Source organism: Allobosea sp. 47.2.35 (genome assembly GCF_024655635.1).
Taxonomy (GTDB): domain Bacteria; phylum Pseudomonadota; class Alphaproteobacteria; order Rhizobiales; family Beijerinckiaceae; genus Allobosea.
Genome location: NZ_JANLGI010000006.1, coordinates 1 through 14,676, shown reverse-complemented (window position 1 = coordinate 14,676; position 14,676 = coordinate 1). Strand labels below are relative to the sequence as shown.

Genomic DNA, 14,676 nt, shown 5'->3' with positions numbered 1-14,676 from the left:
TCATCCGTTCCGTTCTGACTCGGCCAGTTCGATGGCGAGCCTAAGCGCAAGCGGCGCCCGGTCTCTGTCCCCAGCGCTTGGGACGAGGCATTCAGTCGATGGGGAAGCGCTCCTCCATCAGCGCCAATGCTTCGAGCAGAGGCTCGGCATGGGGGCCGAGCGCGGCGAGGATGCCGGCCTCGAAGGCCAGCGCGCGGGGCACGATCTCGCCATAGGCCTGCAGGCCGGGCGCCGTCAGCGACAGGCTTTCCTCGCGCCGGTCCTGCTCGCTCTCGCGGCGGGTCAGCCAGCGCCGCTCCTCGAGTGCCCGTACGGCCCGGCTGACCTTGGTCTTGTGCATCGAGGAGTGCTTGCCGATGGCCTTGGCCGTCATCGTGCCGAACTGGGCGAGGGTGGCCAGCACCCGCCATTCCGGCACGGTGAGGTCGTGATGCGGCCCATAGACCGCACGGAACTGCTGGGACACCGCCGAGCTCAGGCGGTTCAGGCGATAGGGCAGGAAATGCTCGAGCGCGAGTTTCGACATGCCTTGTTAGTTACAAAATCGACAGTTACCAAAGCAACCATCTCGAACAAGAGCCCGCACAGGGCATGCCGCCGGCCTGAGGCCGTCGCGAGGAGAGGGCGCCACCATGAACGTTCAGAACCCGGCCCATGCCGGTGCCGCCAAGGCCGAGAGTGCCATCGCGACGGGCTACATGTCAGGCTTCGGCAACGGTTTCGAGACCGAGGCGCTGCCGGGCGCCCTGCCGCTCGGGCGCAACTCGCCGCAAAAATGCGCCTATGGGCTCTATGCCGAGCAGCTCTCGGGCTCGCCCTTCACCGCGCCGCGCACCACCAACGAGCGCTCCTGGCTCTATCGCATCCGGCCAACGGTGGCGCATTGGAACGAATTCCGGAAGGTCGATGCCGGGTTCTGGCGCACCGCGCCGGCCCGCGAGGTCGACATGCCGATCGCGCCGCTGCGCTGGAGCCCGATCCCGATTCCGTCGGAACCGATCTCCTTCGTCGAGGGCATCCGCAGCATGACCACTGCCGGCGATGCCGGCAGCCAGGGCGGCATGGGCGCGCATGTCTACCTGATCACCCGCTCGATGGTGGACGAGTATTTCTACAATGCCGATGGCGAGATGCTGTTCGTGCCGCAGCAGGGTGATCTCAGGCTCTGGACGGAGTTCGGCATCATCGATATCGAGCCGGGCGAGATCGCCGTGATCCCGCGTGGCGTGAAGATCCGCGTCGAGCTCAGGGACGGGCCGGCGAGGGGCTATATCTGCGAGAACTATGGCGGCGCCTTCACCTTGCCGGAGCGCGGGCCGATCGGCGCCAACTGCCTCGCGAATCCGCGCGATTTCCTGACGCCGGTCGCAGCCTTCGAGGACCGCGACGCGCCGTCGAAGATGTATGTGAAATGGGGCGGCAATCTCTGGGCCGCGGATATCGAGCATTCGCCGCTCGACGTCGTCGCCTGGCATGGCAACTATGCCCCGTACAAATATGATCTCAGGCGCTTTTCACCGGTCGGGCCGATCCTCTACGACCACGCCGATCCGTCGATCTTCACGGTGCTGACTTCGCCCTCGGAGACGCCCGGCACCGCCAATATCGACTTCGTCATCTTCTCGGATCGCTGGCTGGTGGCCGAGAACACCTTCCGGCCGCCCTGGTACCATATGAACGTGATGAGCGAGTTCATGGGGCTGGTCTACGGCGTCTATGACGCCAAGACCGGCGGCGGCTTCGTGCCGGGCGGCATCTCGCTGCACAACACCATGCTGCCGCATGGGCCGGACATGGATGCCTTCGAGAAGGCGAGCAATGTCGAATTGAAGCCGCATAAGCTGGAGGGCACGCTGGCCTTCATGTTCGAGACGCGCTTCCCGCAGCAGGTCACGGCCTTCGCCGCCGGCTCGGATGCGCTCCAGCGCGACTATGGCGGCTACGGCCACAAGCTGACCAAGCATTTCGATCCGAACAAGCCGTGAGGGGGCGCCGGGGCTGACCGGCTGCCGGAGATTGGACAGACGATGAGGCCGGCGGTCGCTGCAGAGCGATTGCCGGCTTTGCTATCAGCGTCGGATTGAGCGAGCAGGGAGAGGCTGAAACTCGCCCATCTATGATTCGCATAAGGTATATTATGGAACTTATTTCGATGCGGGCGCTGCCTGAAATACTGGGTGTTCAGACCGGAACCGAGATCGTCATCCCGTCGTACGCCACTTCGGCAATGCCAGCCAAGCGTTTGCTCAGGCTGGCATAATCCAGATCGACATGGAGGTTGGTCAGGATGGCGCGGCGTGGCTTCAGGTGCGCGATCGCTTCCAGCGACTGCGCCAGATGGAAATGGCTGACATGCGGCGTCTCGCGCAGGCAATCGAGGATCAGCACGTCGAGATCGGCCATGGCCTCCATGGCGGCCGGCGGGATCAGGCTGACATCCGGCAGGTAGCCGAGATCGCCGAAGCGGAAGCCCAGCGCCTCGTAGTTCGGCCCGTGCTCGACCCGGAACGGCAAGGCCGTGATCGGCCCGCCGGCGCCGTCGATCGTGTGCGGCCGGCCGGCCGAGATCTGGTCGAGATCGAGGATCGGCGGATAGTAGCTGCCTTGCGGCGTCTCGAAGAGATAGCTGAAGCGCGAGCGCAGTGACGCCTCGGTCGCCTTGTCGGCGTAGATGCGGATGCGCCGCTGCATGTGCAGGACGAGCGCTCGCAGGTCGTCGATGCCATGGGTGTGGTCGGCATGGTCATGCGTCAGCAGGACACCGTCGAGCGCCGGCACTTCGGCCGAGAGAAGTTGCTCGCGCAGGTCCGGCGAGGTATCGACGAGGACACGCGTCATGCCTTCCGGGCCGATGCGCTCGACGAGGATCGAGCAGCGGCGGCGCCGGTTCTTCGGCTCGCTGGGATCGCAGGCGCCCCAGCCGGAGCCCGGGCGCGGCACGCCGCCGGATGATCCACAGCCGAGAATGGTGACGGTAAGCGTCATGGCGCCGCGTCAGGCTACCTGCGCGACCGGCGCGGCGTGGTCCATCTTCCAGTAGCAGCGCCGCGCATTCTCGGTGGTGATCCTTGCGATCTCATCGAAAGGCACGCCGATCGTTTCGCCAAGAACCTTCGCGGTTTCAACGACATAGGCCGGTTGGTTGCGCTTGCCCCGGAACGGCACGGGAGCCAGATAGGGTGCATCGGTCTCGACCAGGAGGCGCTCGCGCGGGACCATCCGGGCGATCCGGCGCAGGTTCTCAGAGGTCTTGAAGGTCAGGATGCCCGAGAAGGAAACGTAGAGCCCGAGCTCGACACCGGCCATGGCCAGCGCTTCTCCGGCCGTGAAGCAGTGCAGGATGGCGGGGAAGGCGCCCTTCCCCATCTCCTCGCGCAGGATCACGATCATGTCGTCATCGGCTTCGCGCGAATGGATGACGAGCGGCAGCTGCGTGATCCGCGCCGCGGCGATATGCGTGCGCAACCCCTGGGCTTGCGCGGCGCGCGGGCTCGAATCGTAGTGATAGTCGAGCCCGGCCTCGCCGATGGCGACGCAGCGCGGATGGCGCGACAGCTCCACGAGGCGCTCGGCCGTGACGTCGAGCTCCTCATGGGCGTTATGCGGATGCGTGCCGACCGAGAACCAGACCGACGGAAAGCGCTCCGCCAGCGCGGCATAGTCGGCGTAGCGCGCTACCCGCGTCGAGATCGTCACCATCCGGCCGACGCCGGCTTCCTCGGCGCGCGCAATATAGGCCGGCAGGTCCTCGGCGAAATCCGGGAAGTCGAGATGGCAATGCGTATCGATGACCATCACGCCGCCTGGTCGTCCTCGGGTTCGACATAGCGCGGGAAGATCGCGCTCGGCGCCGGCAGGGCCGCACCGCTGACGAGCCGATGCTCCGCACCGAGTGCCGCGAAGCTGCGGGCCTCGGGCGCGACGCCGAGCAGGTCGAGCAGCCTGCCCGCGGCCACCGGCATCACCGGCTGCACCAGGATCGCGACCTCGCGCAGCACCTCGATCGTGACATAGAGGATGGTGTCACGGCGGCTCGGGTCGGTCTTGGTCAGGCGCCAGGGCTCGTTATTGGCGAAATAGCGGTTCGCCTCGGCAATGAGAGCCCAGAGATCGGCGAGCACGGTGTGAAGGGCGAAATCCTTCATCGCCTCGCGCGCCCTGGCGAGCGCCGCATCGGCCATGGCGAGCATGGCTTCGTCGGCCTCGTTGAGCGCCCCGCGCGGCGGCACCCTGCCCTCGCAGTTCTTGGCGATCATCGACAGCGAGCGCTGCGCGAGATTGCCGAGATCATTGGCGAGGTCGGCATTGATGCGCCCGACGATGGCGTCGTGGCTGTAATTGCCGTCCTGGCCGAAGGAGACCTCGCGCAGGAAGAAATAGCGCAGCTGGTCGACGCCATAGGTCTCGGCGAGGCCGAAGGGATCGACCACGTTGCCGAGCGACTTCGACATCTTCGTGCCCTTGTTCAGCAGGAAGCCGTGGCCGAAGACGCGCTTCGGCAACGGCAGCCCCGCCGACATCAGGAAAGCCGGCCAGTAGACCGCGTGGAAGCGCACGATGTCCTTGCCGATGATATGGACATCGGCCGGCCAGTAATGCGCGCGCGGGCTCGCCGGATCGGGGAAGCCCGTCCCGGTGACATAGTTGTTGAGCGCGTCGACCCAGACATACATGACGTGCTTCGGGTCGCCGGGCACGGGCAGGCCCCAATCGAAGGTCGTGCGGCTGATCGAGAGGTCCTCGAGCCCGCCCTTCACGAAGGAAACGACCTCGTTCTTGCGGGTCTCCGGCGAGATGAAGTCCGGTACGTCCTCATAGAGCTTCAGGAGGCGGTCCTGATAGGACTTGAGGCGGAAGAAATAGCTCTCCTCCTCGACCCATTCGACCGGAGTGCCCTGCCCGCCCAGGCGCGTGCCGTCGGGCTGGAGGGTGGTCTCCTCCTCGCCGTAGAACGCTTCGTCGCGCACCGAGTACCAGCCGGCATATTTGGCGAGATAGATGTCTCCATTGGCTTCCATCCGTCGCCATAGTTCGTCGGTCGAGACCTTGTGGTCGGCATCGGTGGTGCGGATGAAGCGGTCGAAGGAGCAGCCGAGGCGCTGCTCCATCTCCTCGAAGCGCGCCGCGATCTTGTCGACGAATTCCTTCGGCGAGAGGCCGTTCTGCGCCGCGGTGCGCTGGACCTTCTGGCCGTGCTCGTCGGTGCCGGTCATGGCGAAGACGTCGTAGCCGTCGAGCCGCTTGAAGCGCGCGATCGCGTCCGCCGCCACCATCTCGTAGGCGTGGCCGATATGCGGCGGCCCGTTGGTGTAGTGGATCGCGGTCGTCAGATAGAATTTCGGGGCCGTGGCCATCGTCTGTCCGAAAGCTTCGCTTCACGCTGCGCGCGAGCGGGACACCGCAGACGACAGATCATGAAACAGGGTCATCACGAGCGGGCGGCGGTCAAGATTATAGGTCTCGACCTCGCGCGCCTGCTGTCCAAGCTTTTCCCATACCTCCGCCAGCGGTGCAAGGCGCGCCGGTTGCGCCGCAGCATGCGCGTGGAGATGATCCGAGATCCAGCCTTGTATGGTCTCGATCATCACCGCGAAATCGCGCTCGCCCGCCTTGCCGGCGACATCCTCGGCCAGAGCCATCAGAGCGGTAAGGTCGATCTGCGGGAGGGCGTCAAGCCGCGCCCTTACCGCCTCGACCAGCGCCAGCGTCTCGGGGTCGACATAGGTCAGCGCGCGGCGCACCGAGCCTTCGGACAGGCTCGCGGCGCGGCGCAGGGCCGAACCGTCGAAGGGCATCTCCATACGCTCCAGTGCCAGTCGGCCGGCCTCCGCGACATCGGCCTCTGCGAGCGGATCGAAGGTCAGGAGCCGGCAGCGCGAGCGGATCGTCGGTAGCATCCGGCCGGGGGCATGAGCGATGATCAGGAACAGCGCCCGCGGCGGCGGCTCCTCCAGGAGCTTGAGCAGGGCATTGGCGGCCGAGCGTTCCATGTCCTCGGCCGAGTCGACGATGCAGACGCGCCAGCCGCCCTCGGCCGCGCTCGACCCGAAGCGATCGATCACGCGCCGGATGGAATCGACCGGGATGTTGCTGGTGTAGCTCTTGCCGTCCGGCTTCGGAATCCGGCGCAGCACATGCAGGTCGGGATGCGACTGCGCCATCACCCGCCGCGTCGCCGGATCGTGCTCGGGCATGGCGAGATCGGCGCTGCGGGCCGCCCTCGCCTGCGGATCGCCCGCCGCAAGCAGGAAGCGTGCGGCGCGATAGGCAAAGCTCGCCTTGCCGATGCCCTCGGGGCCACCGAGCAACCAAGCATGGTGCATGCGGCCGGATGCCAGCGCGTCGAGGAAGGTTCGTTCGCGCGCGGCATGGCCGACGAGCGCCAGCGTCTCGCGCGGATGCGGCGCGTTCGGCAGCCGGTCGGGTTCGTCGCTGGTCGCTAGCATCAGGTGTCCGGATCGATTGGCAGGCGCTCGCGCAGGATATGCCACGCCGCCTCCGCGAGCGCCTCGGGAGGCAATGTCGCATCGAGCACGGCGCAGCGCTGCGGTTCGGCGCTCGCGATATCCTGGTAGGCTTGGCGCAGATTGCGATGGAAGGCCAGCGTCTCGCCTTCGAAACGGTCGATTGCCTCGCCGGGGCGGCGGCGCTTGGCGGCGCGGGCGAGGCCGATCTCGGGATCGAGATCGAGAATCAGCGTCAAGTCCGGCATCAGGCCGGAGATCGTCACGGCTTCAAGCTCGGCCAGCACGGCCTTGTCGAGTTGGCCCAGCACGCCCTGATAGACCCGCGTCGAATCGATGAAGCGGTCGCAGATCACCCATTCGCCGCGCTCCAGAGCCGGGCGGATCAGGCTGTCGATATGGTCGATCCGCGCGGCCGAGAACATCAGCGCCTCGGCGAAGGGGCCGTAATCGCGCGCCTGCCCGGCCAGGATCATCTCGCGGATGGCTTCGGCTTTCGGCGAGCCCCCGGGCTCACGCGTCGTCCGCGCCGTGAGGCCAGCCGCAATGAGCCGCTCGCTCAGCGCGCGCGCCAGCGTCGACTTGCCGGCGCCCTCCCCGCCTTCGAGGGTGATGAAACGTCCCTTGCTCACCCGACCTGCTCAGCTCCGGCTCAGGGCCTTGCGAACCCAGCCGGTCGTCGCCTCCAGCAGCGCGTCGAGCGCGCGCGACTGCAAGGTGCCGGCCTGCACGCTCTCGGCCGCGTAGAGCGGAATGTCGAGCGTCCTGATGTCACCGCGCGTCACCACGAGCCGCGCCACCTCCGCACCCTCCTGCACGGGCACGGTTAGCGGGCCGCGATAGACGATTCGGGCCGCCAGTCGCTCCGTGCTGCCGCGTGGCAGCAGAAGACTGACCGCGCTCTTGCTCCGGAGCGCGACGCGGCCCTTCTCGCCGCCATAGACGCTGGCTTCGCCCACCGTCTCGCCAGCGGCGAAGAGCTGGCGGCGCTCGAAGGCGCGGAACCCCCATTCGAGCAGCTTGCGGGCTTCCGTCGCCCGGTCGCGCGCCGTCTTGAGGCCGTTGACGACCAGCACGAGCCGCTGGCCGTTCTGCACGGCGGAGCCGACGAGACCAAAGCCCGCTTCCTCGATATTGCCAGTCTTGAGCCCGTCCGCGCCGATATCCATTGTCAGCAGCGGATTGCGGTTCTGCTGGCGGATCTTGTTCCAGGTGAACTCGCGCTGGCCGAAGATCCTGTAGAGCTCGGGATAGGTCTTGATAATGTGGTCGGCGAGCAGGGCGAGCTCGCGCGCCGTCACCCGCTGCTGCGGATCGGGCATGCCGGTCGCGTTGCGGAAGACGGATTTGGTCAGGCCGAGCCCCCTCACCCGCTCGGTCATGATGCGGCCGAAGGTCGGCTCGTCGCCAGCGATGGCTTCGGCCAGCGCGATCGAGGCGTCGTTGCCGGATTGGACGATGATGCCCTGCAGGAGGTCGGAGAGCTTAATCCGGCTGTTGAGGATGGCGAACATCGCCGAGCCGCCCGACGGGCCGCCGCCCTTGCGCCAGGCATTCTCGGAAATGCCGATCTCGCTGTCGAGCGTCAGGCGCCCGGTGTTGAGGTCCTGAAAGGCGACGAGCACGGTCGCGAGCTTGGCCATGCTCGCCGGCACCATCAATTCGTCGGCCGCTTTTTCGTAGAGCACCGCTCCGGTATCGGAATCGAGCAGCACGGCGTAGGGCGCCTGCGACTGGAAGCCCTGAGCGAAAGCAGCGGGGCCAGCAGACAGCAGCCCGAGCGCCAGAGCGAACCCTGCCAACAGCTCGCGGGCAGCTCGGCGCCACGCGGCAAGTCCTCTCTCGCGAAGTCCTGGCTGACGGCAAAAGGCGCTCATGCCTCGATGTGAAGCAGAGCGCCCGCCATCAGGTCAAGCTGGAGATCAGTTCCGCGCGAGCGGCTGCAGAGGCTGAGGCGCAAGCTTGTTGAGTGGATGCGTCTTGGCGAGGCGCTCGCCCGCGCCCTTCTCCGGAGCGGCGAACAGGCTCGCGACGCTTGCGCGCGTCGGCGGCAGGGTCGTGCGCAGCGTCGCGGGAACCGCGACGGGCTTGGCCGCGTTGGCGATGGTGTCGAGGTCGAACGGCCGGTTCGGCGGCAGCGGAGCGGCGCGCAGGGACGGCGCCTCGACCGGCGTCGAGACGGTCGAGGCCAGAGTGGCGACGACAGGGCTCGAGGGCGTGATCGTCCGCGGCTGTGGCGGCGCATATGCCTGGACGATCGGCGGCGTGGCAAGCGGCGCGGGCTCCGGCTCGACGGCCGGCTGCGCGTCGACATCGACGCTGCGGGTGCGCGTGGTGGCGACCGGCTCGGCGCTCGCGACCATGGTGCGCGCGCTGGTGCCCGGGATCGGCGCGGCCGAGCCGTCGGTGCGCAGCGTGGCGAGCAGCAGCTTGTCGTCGGAGCCGGCGAGCGAGGCCTGGCCGAGATATTCCATCTTGATCCGCGCAGTGCCGAGGTGGCGGAAGGCAAGCGCGTCAGCGGTCGTCTGCGACAGGTCCATCATGCGGCCGCCATGGAAGGGGCCGCGGTCGTTGACGCGCACGATGATCGAGCGGCTGTTCATCAGGTTGGTGACGCGGGCATAGGCCGGCAGCGGCATGGTGGGGTGCGCAGCCGAGACGCTGTGGCGGTCATAGACCTCACCATTGGCAGTGCGACGGCCATGGAAAGCCTCGCCATACCAGGAGGCGGTGCCGACCTGCGTGAAGCCGACAGGCTTCTCGAAGGGGGTATAGCGCTTGCCGGCGACGGAATAGGCCTTGCCGACGAGCTGGCGTCCGCCGCCCTTCGGCACCTCTTCACCCTCAGCCACGACGCGCTGGCTGGCGGGGCCGTATTTCGATTGCGGGAAGGCGCCGATTTCCTTGGAACGACGACCGGCGGTCTGGTTGCCGGCGCAATTGGCCGCGAAAACTCCGACGAGAATTACGCAGCCCATGCGGGCGACCGTCGGCATGGAATAAGACGCTGGCATCGACCCGGACATCGTGGAGTTGGTCCCCTTGGCCGAGAAGCGAGCGTCTTGAGTCATTCCGCCAATTCCGCTTTCTGCGCCAAAAACATTCTGTCAGCTCATCGCCATAGGCGATCGAGCCGAGTTTTCGGCCAATTCCATTAAGGGATCGTTAAGCTGCTAAAATCCGCTGAAAGCGGATCACTGAACAGGCCATCCCTGCGCCGTTGGGCGGACACAGGAGTGTTCGAAAAGGGGCGCATGTCAACGCCGGGGCATTCGCAGCGGCCATTTTTCTGTGCAGCGTGGCCATCAGGACACGGTGTGGATCGAGGTTGGATTGGGCTGAAAACCGGCTCGATCGCGAGGCGCAATCGCGATTTGGGCATCACAGCGATGCGGTCGACCGGCGCGCATCCACGCCATCTTCCGCTTGCAAATCCGCTCTCCGACCGGCATTGAACGGCCGCATGGAAGGGTGGCCGAGTGGTTTAAGGCAGCGGTCTTGAAAACCGCCGTGGGTGCAAGCCCACCGTGGGTTCGAATCCCACCCCTTCCGCCAAAAATTCCACCGCTATAATTTCGCTTTAATATCAACGCGCTAGCGAAGCGAAAAATCAAAGTGGACCCAAAAAGCCCCCAAAGATGGACCCAGAATTGGACCCATGTTGGGGGGCGGTGAGGACGGGCCAGGAACTGCATGGCCCAGACACGGCGGCAGCCTCCTATTCCATGCCGCCCTCGCCGTAGCGCCGCTCAAAGCCCCTCCCATCCATCTCGGCATTCAGCACCCGCCCCATCAGGTCTAGAGCGCTGTTGAGGGGATCAAGCGCGATGTAGACGGAACTCCCGATGGGCGTCTCGGCAGCCCATGTTCGCACTTGGCGCTGGAACTCCCGCACCGCCACGTTCATTTCGCTCGCTTTGGCCGGCGACATGCTGCGTTTTGACCTGAGCGCCATCAGCTAGCCCTCCGCCACGGGTGCTGGCCACGCACATAGCCATGGCTGACGAGGCGGTCAGCATCCCGCGCCAACACTGCGAGGTCGTGTAGCAGCATTCGGATCGCCTCCCGACTATCGCCGTTGGCTTCTTGAAGCACCGCGTCGATCTCCCCCTCGGTGATTGGCGGAAGCACCGGCTCGTCCTGTTCCATGGCTTGCTCCTGCATGAGAACGAAATAGGAACATAGACCGAGCATGAGTCAAGATGCCTAGTCTGCCGTCTGTGGGTTTGGAGGTGGACAAGAGGCCGTTTGCAAAAAAACAGGGAGAGACCCCGGTTGCCCGAAGTCTCCCCCTGAGGTTCACCTTAGAACGCCCTCTCGGGCGCGTCGCGGCGTGGCCGCTTGTCGTACTCGGGCAGCTCCCGCACCATCGTGTTCATCAGGTGGATGAACGGTACCCAGTTGCCCCACGGGAACGCCCGCGCGAGGTTGCTGACATCCCGCTGCGAGAGCTGGTTGTCGCCCGACAGCGCGTTGCCGACCATGCCTCCCACACCCTTCTGCACGTCATCGAAGAGCCCGAAGGTGGGGTTGCCGGTGATCAGATGGGACGGCTGCGAGGTCATGCGGAAGCCGAAGACAGGCTCCTGCCCGGCAAGCGAGAGCGCGGTGTCGGCCACAGAAGGCATGAACGAGGACCAGCTTGCGCGTTGAAAGCCGCCGGCCAGCAGTCCCTGCCACGACAGCGCCCTGTCCAGCTTCTCTTCCCGGCGCGGGTCCGTGGCATAGCGGTAGTGGCTGTACGCGATATGCGTCAGCACGCCGCCCATCCCCGTCAGCAGGAAGGTGGTCGCCGTCTCCCAATCCCGCATGTGGATGTTGTGCAAGAGGTGACGCGCCCATGCACCCATCACGAAGCTGCGGAACTGGAATACGACCCGCCCGAGCCCGTGCCCCATCACGCGGTTGAGCGCGCCGGGGTCGTTGGCCAGAACGGCATACTTGGCCCACCGAGTGGCCCCCATCTGGAAAGCCGCAGCGGCCTCCTGATCCGGCCACTTCTCGATGTTCATCCGGGGCAGCTTCCGGCCCTCGACGTCGCCGTCGATGAAGGTCCGGTTCTCGCGGATCATCTTGAAGATCCGATTGCCCATGTCCTTGTCGATGCCCATGGCCGTCAGGCGGTCCCAGTTCACCGCGTCGCCCTCCGCCATGTGGGCGAACTTGGCGTAGATGCCCCGCGCCGCGAAGCGCTGGAGGCCGGTGTTGATGGGGGCCATGAGCGACATGGCCGTGGTGGCGCGCTTCAGCTTCGCCATGCCGGCGTCGTAGCGCTCCCCGAGGGTGCCCGCGAAGCGCCCGTCGATGTTGCCCCCACCGGCCTCGATCTTCGAGTGCAGGCTGCCCCGCACCCAGTCGGTGCCGTAGTTGGTGAGGTACTCGATGTCCCGCGCAATCTCGTCCGAGAGCTGCCCGGTGCGGGCGTCGCGGAGGATGTGCCGGAAGGCGGGCATGGCGGACAGCGAGGCCTTCAGCCCGACCGAGGCCGTGACGTGGAAGAACTCGTTGACCTGGGCGAAGCCGACGTTGCCCATCAGGCGGATGAAGTTGTAGTCGCGCAGCCGCCGCAGGGCGTGGCCCCAGCCGGTCTGGTCGAGCCCGTGGGTCTGGCCGAGGACCGCCCGCCGCAGGTATTCGAGGTTCTCGGTGTCCAGCTCCAAGCCCTTGATGCGGGTGTTGTGATCGACGGCACCAGACGTGACGCGCTCGTCCCAAGTCTGGGCGAGGCGCTGCATCATCTTGTTCCAGTCGGCCTCCTTGGACAGACCGGAGACGAGCATCTCGGGCTCGTTCGTCGGGGGCTTCCACTCACCCGAGACCTCGTAGACGGGGGAGCCGTCCTTCGTCTCGTTGACCTTCTGCCCCTTCACGGTGCGCTTCCGGCCGCTCGGGGAGTTGACCCTCCAGTCGCCCTTGAGCGAGTCGAAGGCTGCCGCGAGGGTGTCGTCTACGCGCCTGTCCGAGACCAGCTTGTGGCCGGCAGCGGAGGCGTAATCGACGGCGGTCTCCAGCAGCTCCCTGATCTGCTCCGGGTCCGAGGTCTTCAGCTCGAACTTGTCGAGCACCATGTCCCCGTTCCGCAGGCGCAGCTCGGCGGTGCCGTGGGCGGTCCTGATGATGGGCGTTGAGGGGCTGTCGATCAGCTCGACGCCGGGCCGCTTGATCGGCCGGATGTGATCCGGGGTGAACAGCGGGTTCTTGACGCGGACCTGATGCAGCCCTAGGAGGCCCGACATCTGCCTGGAGTAGCCCTCGAAGACCGACAGGGCGTCGTTCTCGAACAGGTCCATCAGCCGGAACTCCAGCGTCTGGCCGTAGCGCGGGTCGCTCTTGTCGGTGACCGTGAGATGGTCGGTGAAGGTCTCGTCGTAGAGCGCCCTCTCCTTCCCTCGCGGCGACGCGCCGGCCTTCGGGTCCGCCTTGCCCTTCACGACGCCGAGGATGTTCTCGATCTCGTCGGGCTTCAACGTGCCGAAATCCTCCATCATCTCGCGCAGGGCGTCGAGGTCGTGACCGGAGACCGCTCGGTCCCCCTTCATGTCCACGTCGGCTGCCAGCTCGCGCAGGCGCTTGACGTAGCCATCGGCCCACTTGCGGGCCAGCGTCTCGTCCACTCCGGGGTGCATCGCCATGAAGCCCTTGGCGTAGGCCGACTTCAGGGCCGGGTCGCCGAACAGCTTCGTCTTCTCGGCGATGCGTTGGTCGGAGCGCTGACGCATCAGGTAGTTCTTGCTGTCCATCGGACGCTCGAAACCGGGCAGCGGCTCCAGCTTCTGGCCCGACAGGCGGCCGGGGTCTTGCGCAAGGTCGGCGAACTGCTGGTGCAGCTTGCGGATCGTGCCCGCCATCTTCTTGGCCTGCGACGAGAACTCCCCCTCGCGGGTCGGGTCGGTGTTGCGGATGGCGGCGGCAATCTCCTCGCGGAGGGTGCGCTCGGCCTCGGCCTTGTCAGCCCAGCCGATGTCCCGCTCCTTGAGGTAGGACTGGAACGTCGGGTGCCAGTCACGGGCCAGCTCGCTCATCGCGCTGTCGTGGACCCGCTGCTGGTACTCGGTGGCGGCGAAGTCGTTGGCGATGGACTTGTCCTTGTTGCCCACCGCGTCGAGCCCCAGCTTGCCCCCTACGGCCCGCGCAACGGGGCTCTCGGAGGACTTGAGCTGGCCCACCGCGTCGAAGCGGGCGCGAGCCAGCGCGGTCTCCGGGGCTTCCGCCTTCAGCCACGCATCGACCTCCCCATGCAGGGTGTCAGGGCGGGAGAAGCGGGCAGCACCTACCGAGCCAGAGCCCAGCGCGGTGCCGGCGTGGAGCCGTTCACCCTCCTCCTGCAGGCTGCGCCCGACGCGGGCCAAGGCGTCAGCCTCGGTCTGCATGGACGGGTTCCTGCGGAGTGCGCCGAACGCGCCGCCGAGGACGAGCCCGGTGCCGGCCGCCCAGAACAGGTCGCTGGTCTCGGCCGTCTCCTTGGACACGAAGCGGGGCATTTCGAGCGCCACGTTGGTGGCTGCTGCGGCACCGCCCGAGGCCGCGATACGGGCCATGCGCCCGAGCCGCGCGACGCCGGCCGCCTCGGGGATTGCGAAGGACGCCGCGAGGCCGACAGGCTCCAGCAGCTCGCCGAGGAGCGCGCCAGCGGTGCCCTTCCAGCCGGACGCGGCGATGCGCTGTTGGGTCTCGAGTTGGCTGTCGATGCGGCTCCTGATGGTGCGCGCATGGGCCTCCGAGGTGGCGTCGTCGAACGCCCCCCAGAACTGCTGGGGAACGCCCTTGGTCACCTCGCTCAGGAGGTCTTGGCGCTTCGACCAGCGGAAGTCGGGGTCGGGCTGGTGATCCTCGACACCGCGCAGAGCCCAGGTCAGCGGGCTGGCGTCCTTGGCGCTCTCATAGGCCGAGCCCCAGAAGCCGAGGCCCTCCGTCTTGGAGGCGGCGTCGCGGCGCTCGATGTCCGTCACCGGGCTGGCCGGGCGGACGCTGTCGTGCGTCAGGGGCGAGCCGTTGTCGAAGGTGGCCGCCAGCGAGATGGGCGCGGAGCCCGAGAATTTGTTGTAGACCTCGACCGCCGTCTTCCGCCTGCCGGCCCAGTTATGGCCGCCTGCGGGGTTCTGCGCGGTCCAGCCTGCGGGGCGTTCGAAGGAGATAAAGGCGTGGGCCGCCTCGTCCTGTGAGATCGCCTGCAATGTTGGCCCCGTTGGGGGCGGTTATCGCTTTGAAGGTT

12 protein-coding genes and 1 tRNA gene are annotated in these 14,676 nt (G+C 66.7%); 2 read left to right on the top strand and 11 right to left on the bottom strand.

Annotated features, from left to right (window positions below; genetic code table 11):
- Window positions 1-91: 91 nt before the first annotated feature.
- Window positions 92-526: a MarR family winged helix-turn-helix transcriptional regulator gene (locus NUV79_RS09500; RefSeq protein ID WP_257732838.1), complete on the bottom strand. Its 435-nt coding sequence runs from the start codon at window positions 524-526 to the stop codon at window positions 92-94.
- Between the two features lie 106 nt (window positions 527-632).
- On the opposite strand from NUV79_RS09500, the gene hmgA reads away from it, so the two are divergent.
- A complete protein-coding gene (gene hmgA / locus NUV79_RS09495; protein WP_257732837.1) occupies window positions 633-1,985 on the top strand; it encodes a homogentisate 1,2-dioxygenase in 1,353 nt (450 codons plus the stop codon).
- 196 nt (window positions 1,986-2,181) lie between these two features.
- Here the strand turns inward: hmgA and NUV79_RS09490 are convergent, their stop codons facing one another.
- From NUV79_RS09490 to NUV79_RS09460, 7 genes are read right to left on the bottom strand one after another with little or no spacing between them, the layout of a single operon-like run.
- Complete coding sequence (locus NUV79_RS09490) at window positions 2,182-2,985, bottom strand: MBL fold metallo-hydrolase (protein ID WP_257732836.1); 804 nt, start codon at window positions 2,983-2,985, stop codon at window positions 2,182-2,184.
- A 9-nt stretch (window positions 2,986-2,994) separates the two neighbouring features.
- Window positions 2,995-3,795 carry a TatD family hydrolase gene (locus NUV79_RS09485; RefSeq protein ID WP_257732835.1) on the bottom strand — a complete coding sequence of 267 codons (801 nt, stop codon included), beginning with the start codon at window positions 3,793-3,795 and terminating at the stop codon, window positions 2,995-2,997.
- On the bottom strand, window positions 3,795-5,354 hold the full coding sequence (metG, locus tag NUV79_RS09480; protein ID WP_257732834.1) for a methionine--tRNA ligase: 1,560 nt from the start codon (window positions 5,352-5,354) through the stop codon (window positions 3,795-3,797). The genes NUV79_RS09485 and metG overlap by 1 nt, the downstream gene beginning before the upstream one ends.
- Window positions 5,355-5,375: 21 nt before the next feature.
- Complete coding sequence (locus tag NUV79_RS09475) at window positions 5,376-6,446, bottom strand: DNA polymerase III subunit delta' (protein ID WP_257732833.1); 1,071 nt, start codon at window positions 6,444-6,446, stop codon at window positions 5,376-5,378.
- Window positions 6,446-7,096: a dTMP kinase gene (tmk, locus tag NUV79_RS09470; RefSeq protein ID WP_257732832.1), complete on the bottom strand. Its 651-nt coding sequence runs from the start codon at window positions 7,094-7,096 to the stop codon at window positions 6,446-6,448. The genes NUV79_RS09475 and tmk overlap by 1 nt, the downstream gene beginning before the upstream one ends.
- A 9-nt stretch (window positions 7,097-7,105) precedes the next feature.
- Window positions 7,106-8,341, bottom strand: coding sequence for a D-alanyl-D-alanine carboxypeptidase family protein (locus tag NUV79_RS09465; RefSeq protein WP_374679086.1), 1,236 nt, complete (start codon window positions 8,339-8,341; stop codon window positions 7,106-7,108).
- Window positions 8,342-8,386: 45 nt separating this feature from the next.
- Window positions 8,387-9,535, bottom strand: a complete 1,149-nt coding sequence (locus NUV79_RS09460) for a septal ring lytic transglycosylase RlpA family protein (protein ID WP_257732830.1) — start codon at window positions 9,533-9,535, stop codon at window positions 8,387-8,389.
- A 394-nt stretch (window positions 9,536-9,929) separates the two neighbouring features.
- Between NUV79_RS09460 and NUV79_RS09455 the strand changes: the two genes are divergently transcribed.
- Window positions 9,930-10,019 (top strand) — tRNA-Ser (locus NUV79_RS09455).
- A 163-nt stretch (window positions 10,020-10,182) separates the two neighbouring features.
- Here the strand turns inward: NUV79_RS09455 and NUV79_RS09450 are convergent.
- The 3 genes from NUV79_RS09450 to NUV79_RS09440 form a co-directional block, all read right to left on the bottom strand.
- Window positions 10,183-10,419: a hypothetical protein gene (locus NUV79_RS09450; RefSeq protein WP_257732829.1), complete on the bottom strand. Its 237-nt coding sequence runs from the start codon at window positions 10,417-10,419 to the stop codon at window positions 10,183-10,185.
- Complete coding sequence (locus tag NUV79_RS09445) at window positions 10,419-10,613, bottom strand: hypothetical protein (RefSeq protein ID WP_257732828.1); 195 nt, start codon at window positions 10,611-10,613, stop codon at window positions 10,419-10,421. Before NUV79_RS09445 ends, NUV79_RS09450 begins: the two co-directional genes overlap by 1 nt.
- Window positions 10,614-10,768: 155 nt before the next feature.
- On the bottom strand, window positions 10,769-14,638 hold the full coding sequence (locus NUV79_RS09440; protein WP_257732827.1) for a hypothetical protein: 3,870 nt from the start codon (window positions 14,636-14,638) through the stop codon (window positions 10,769-10,771).
- Between the last annotated feature and the right edge of the window lie 38 nt (window positions 14,639-14,676).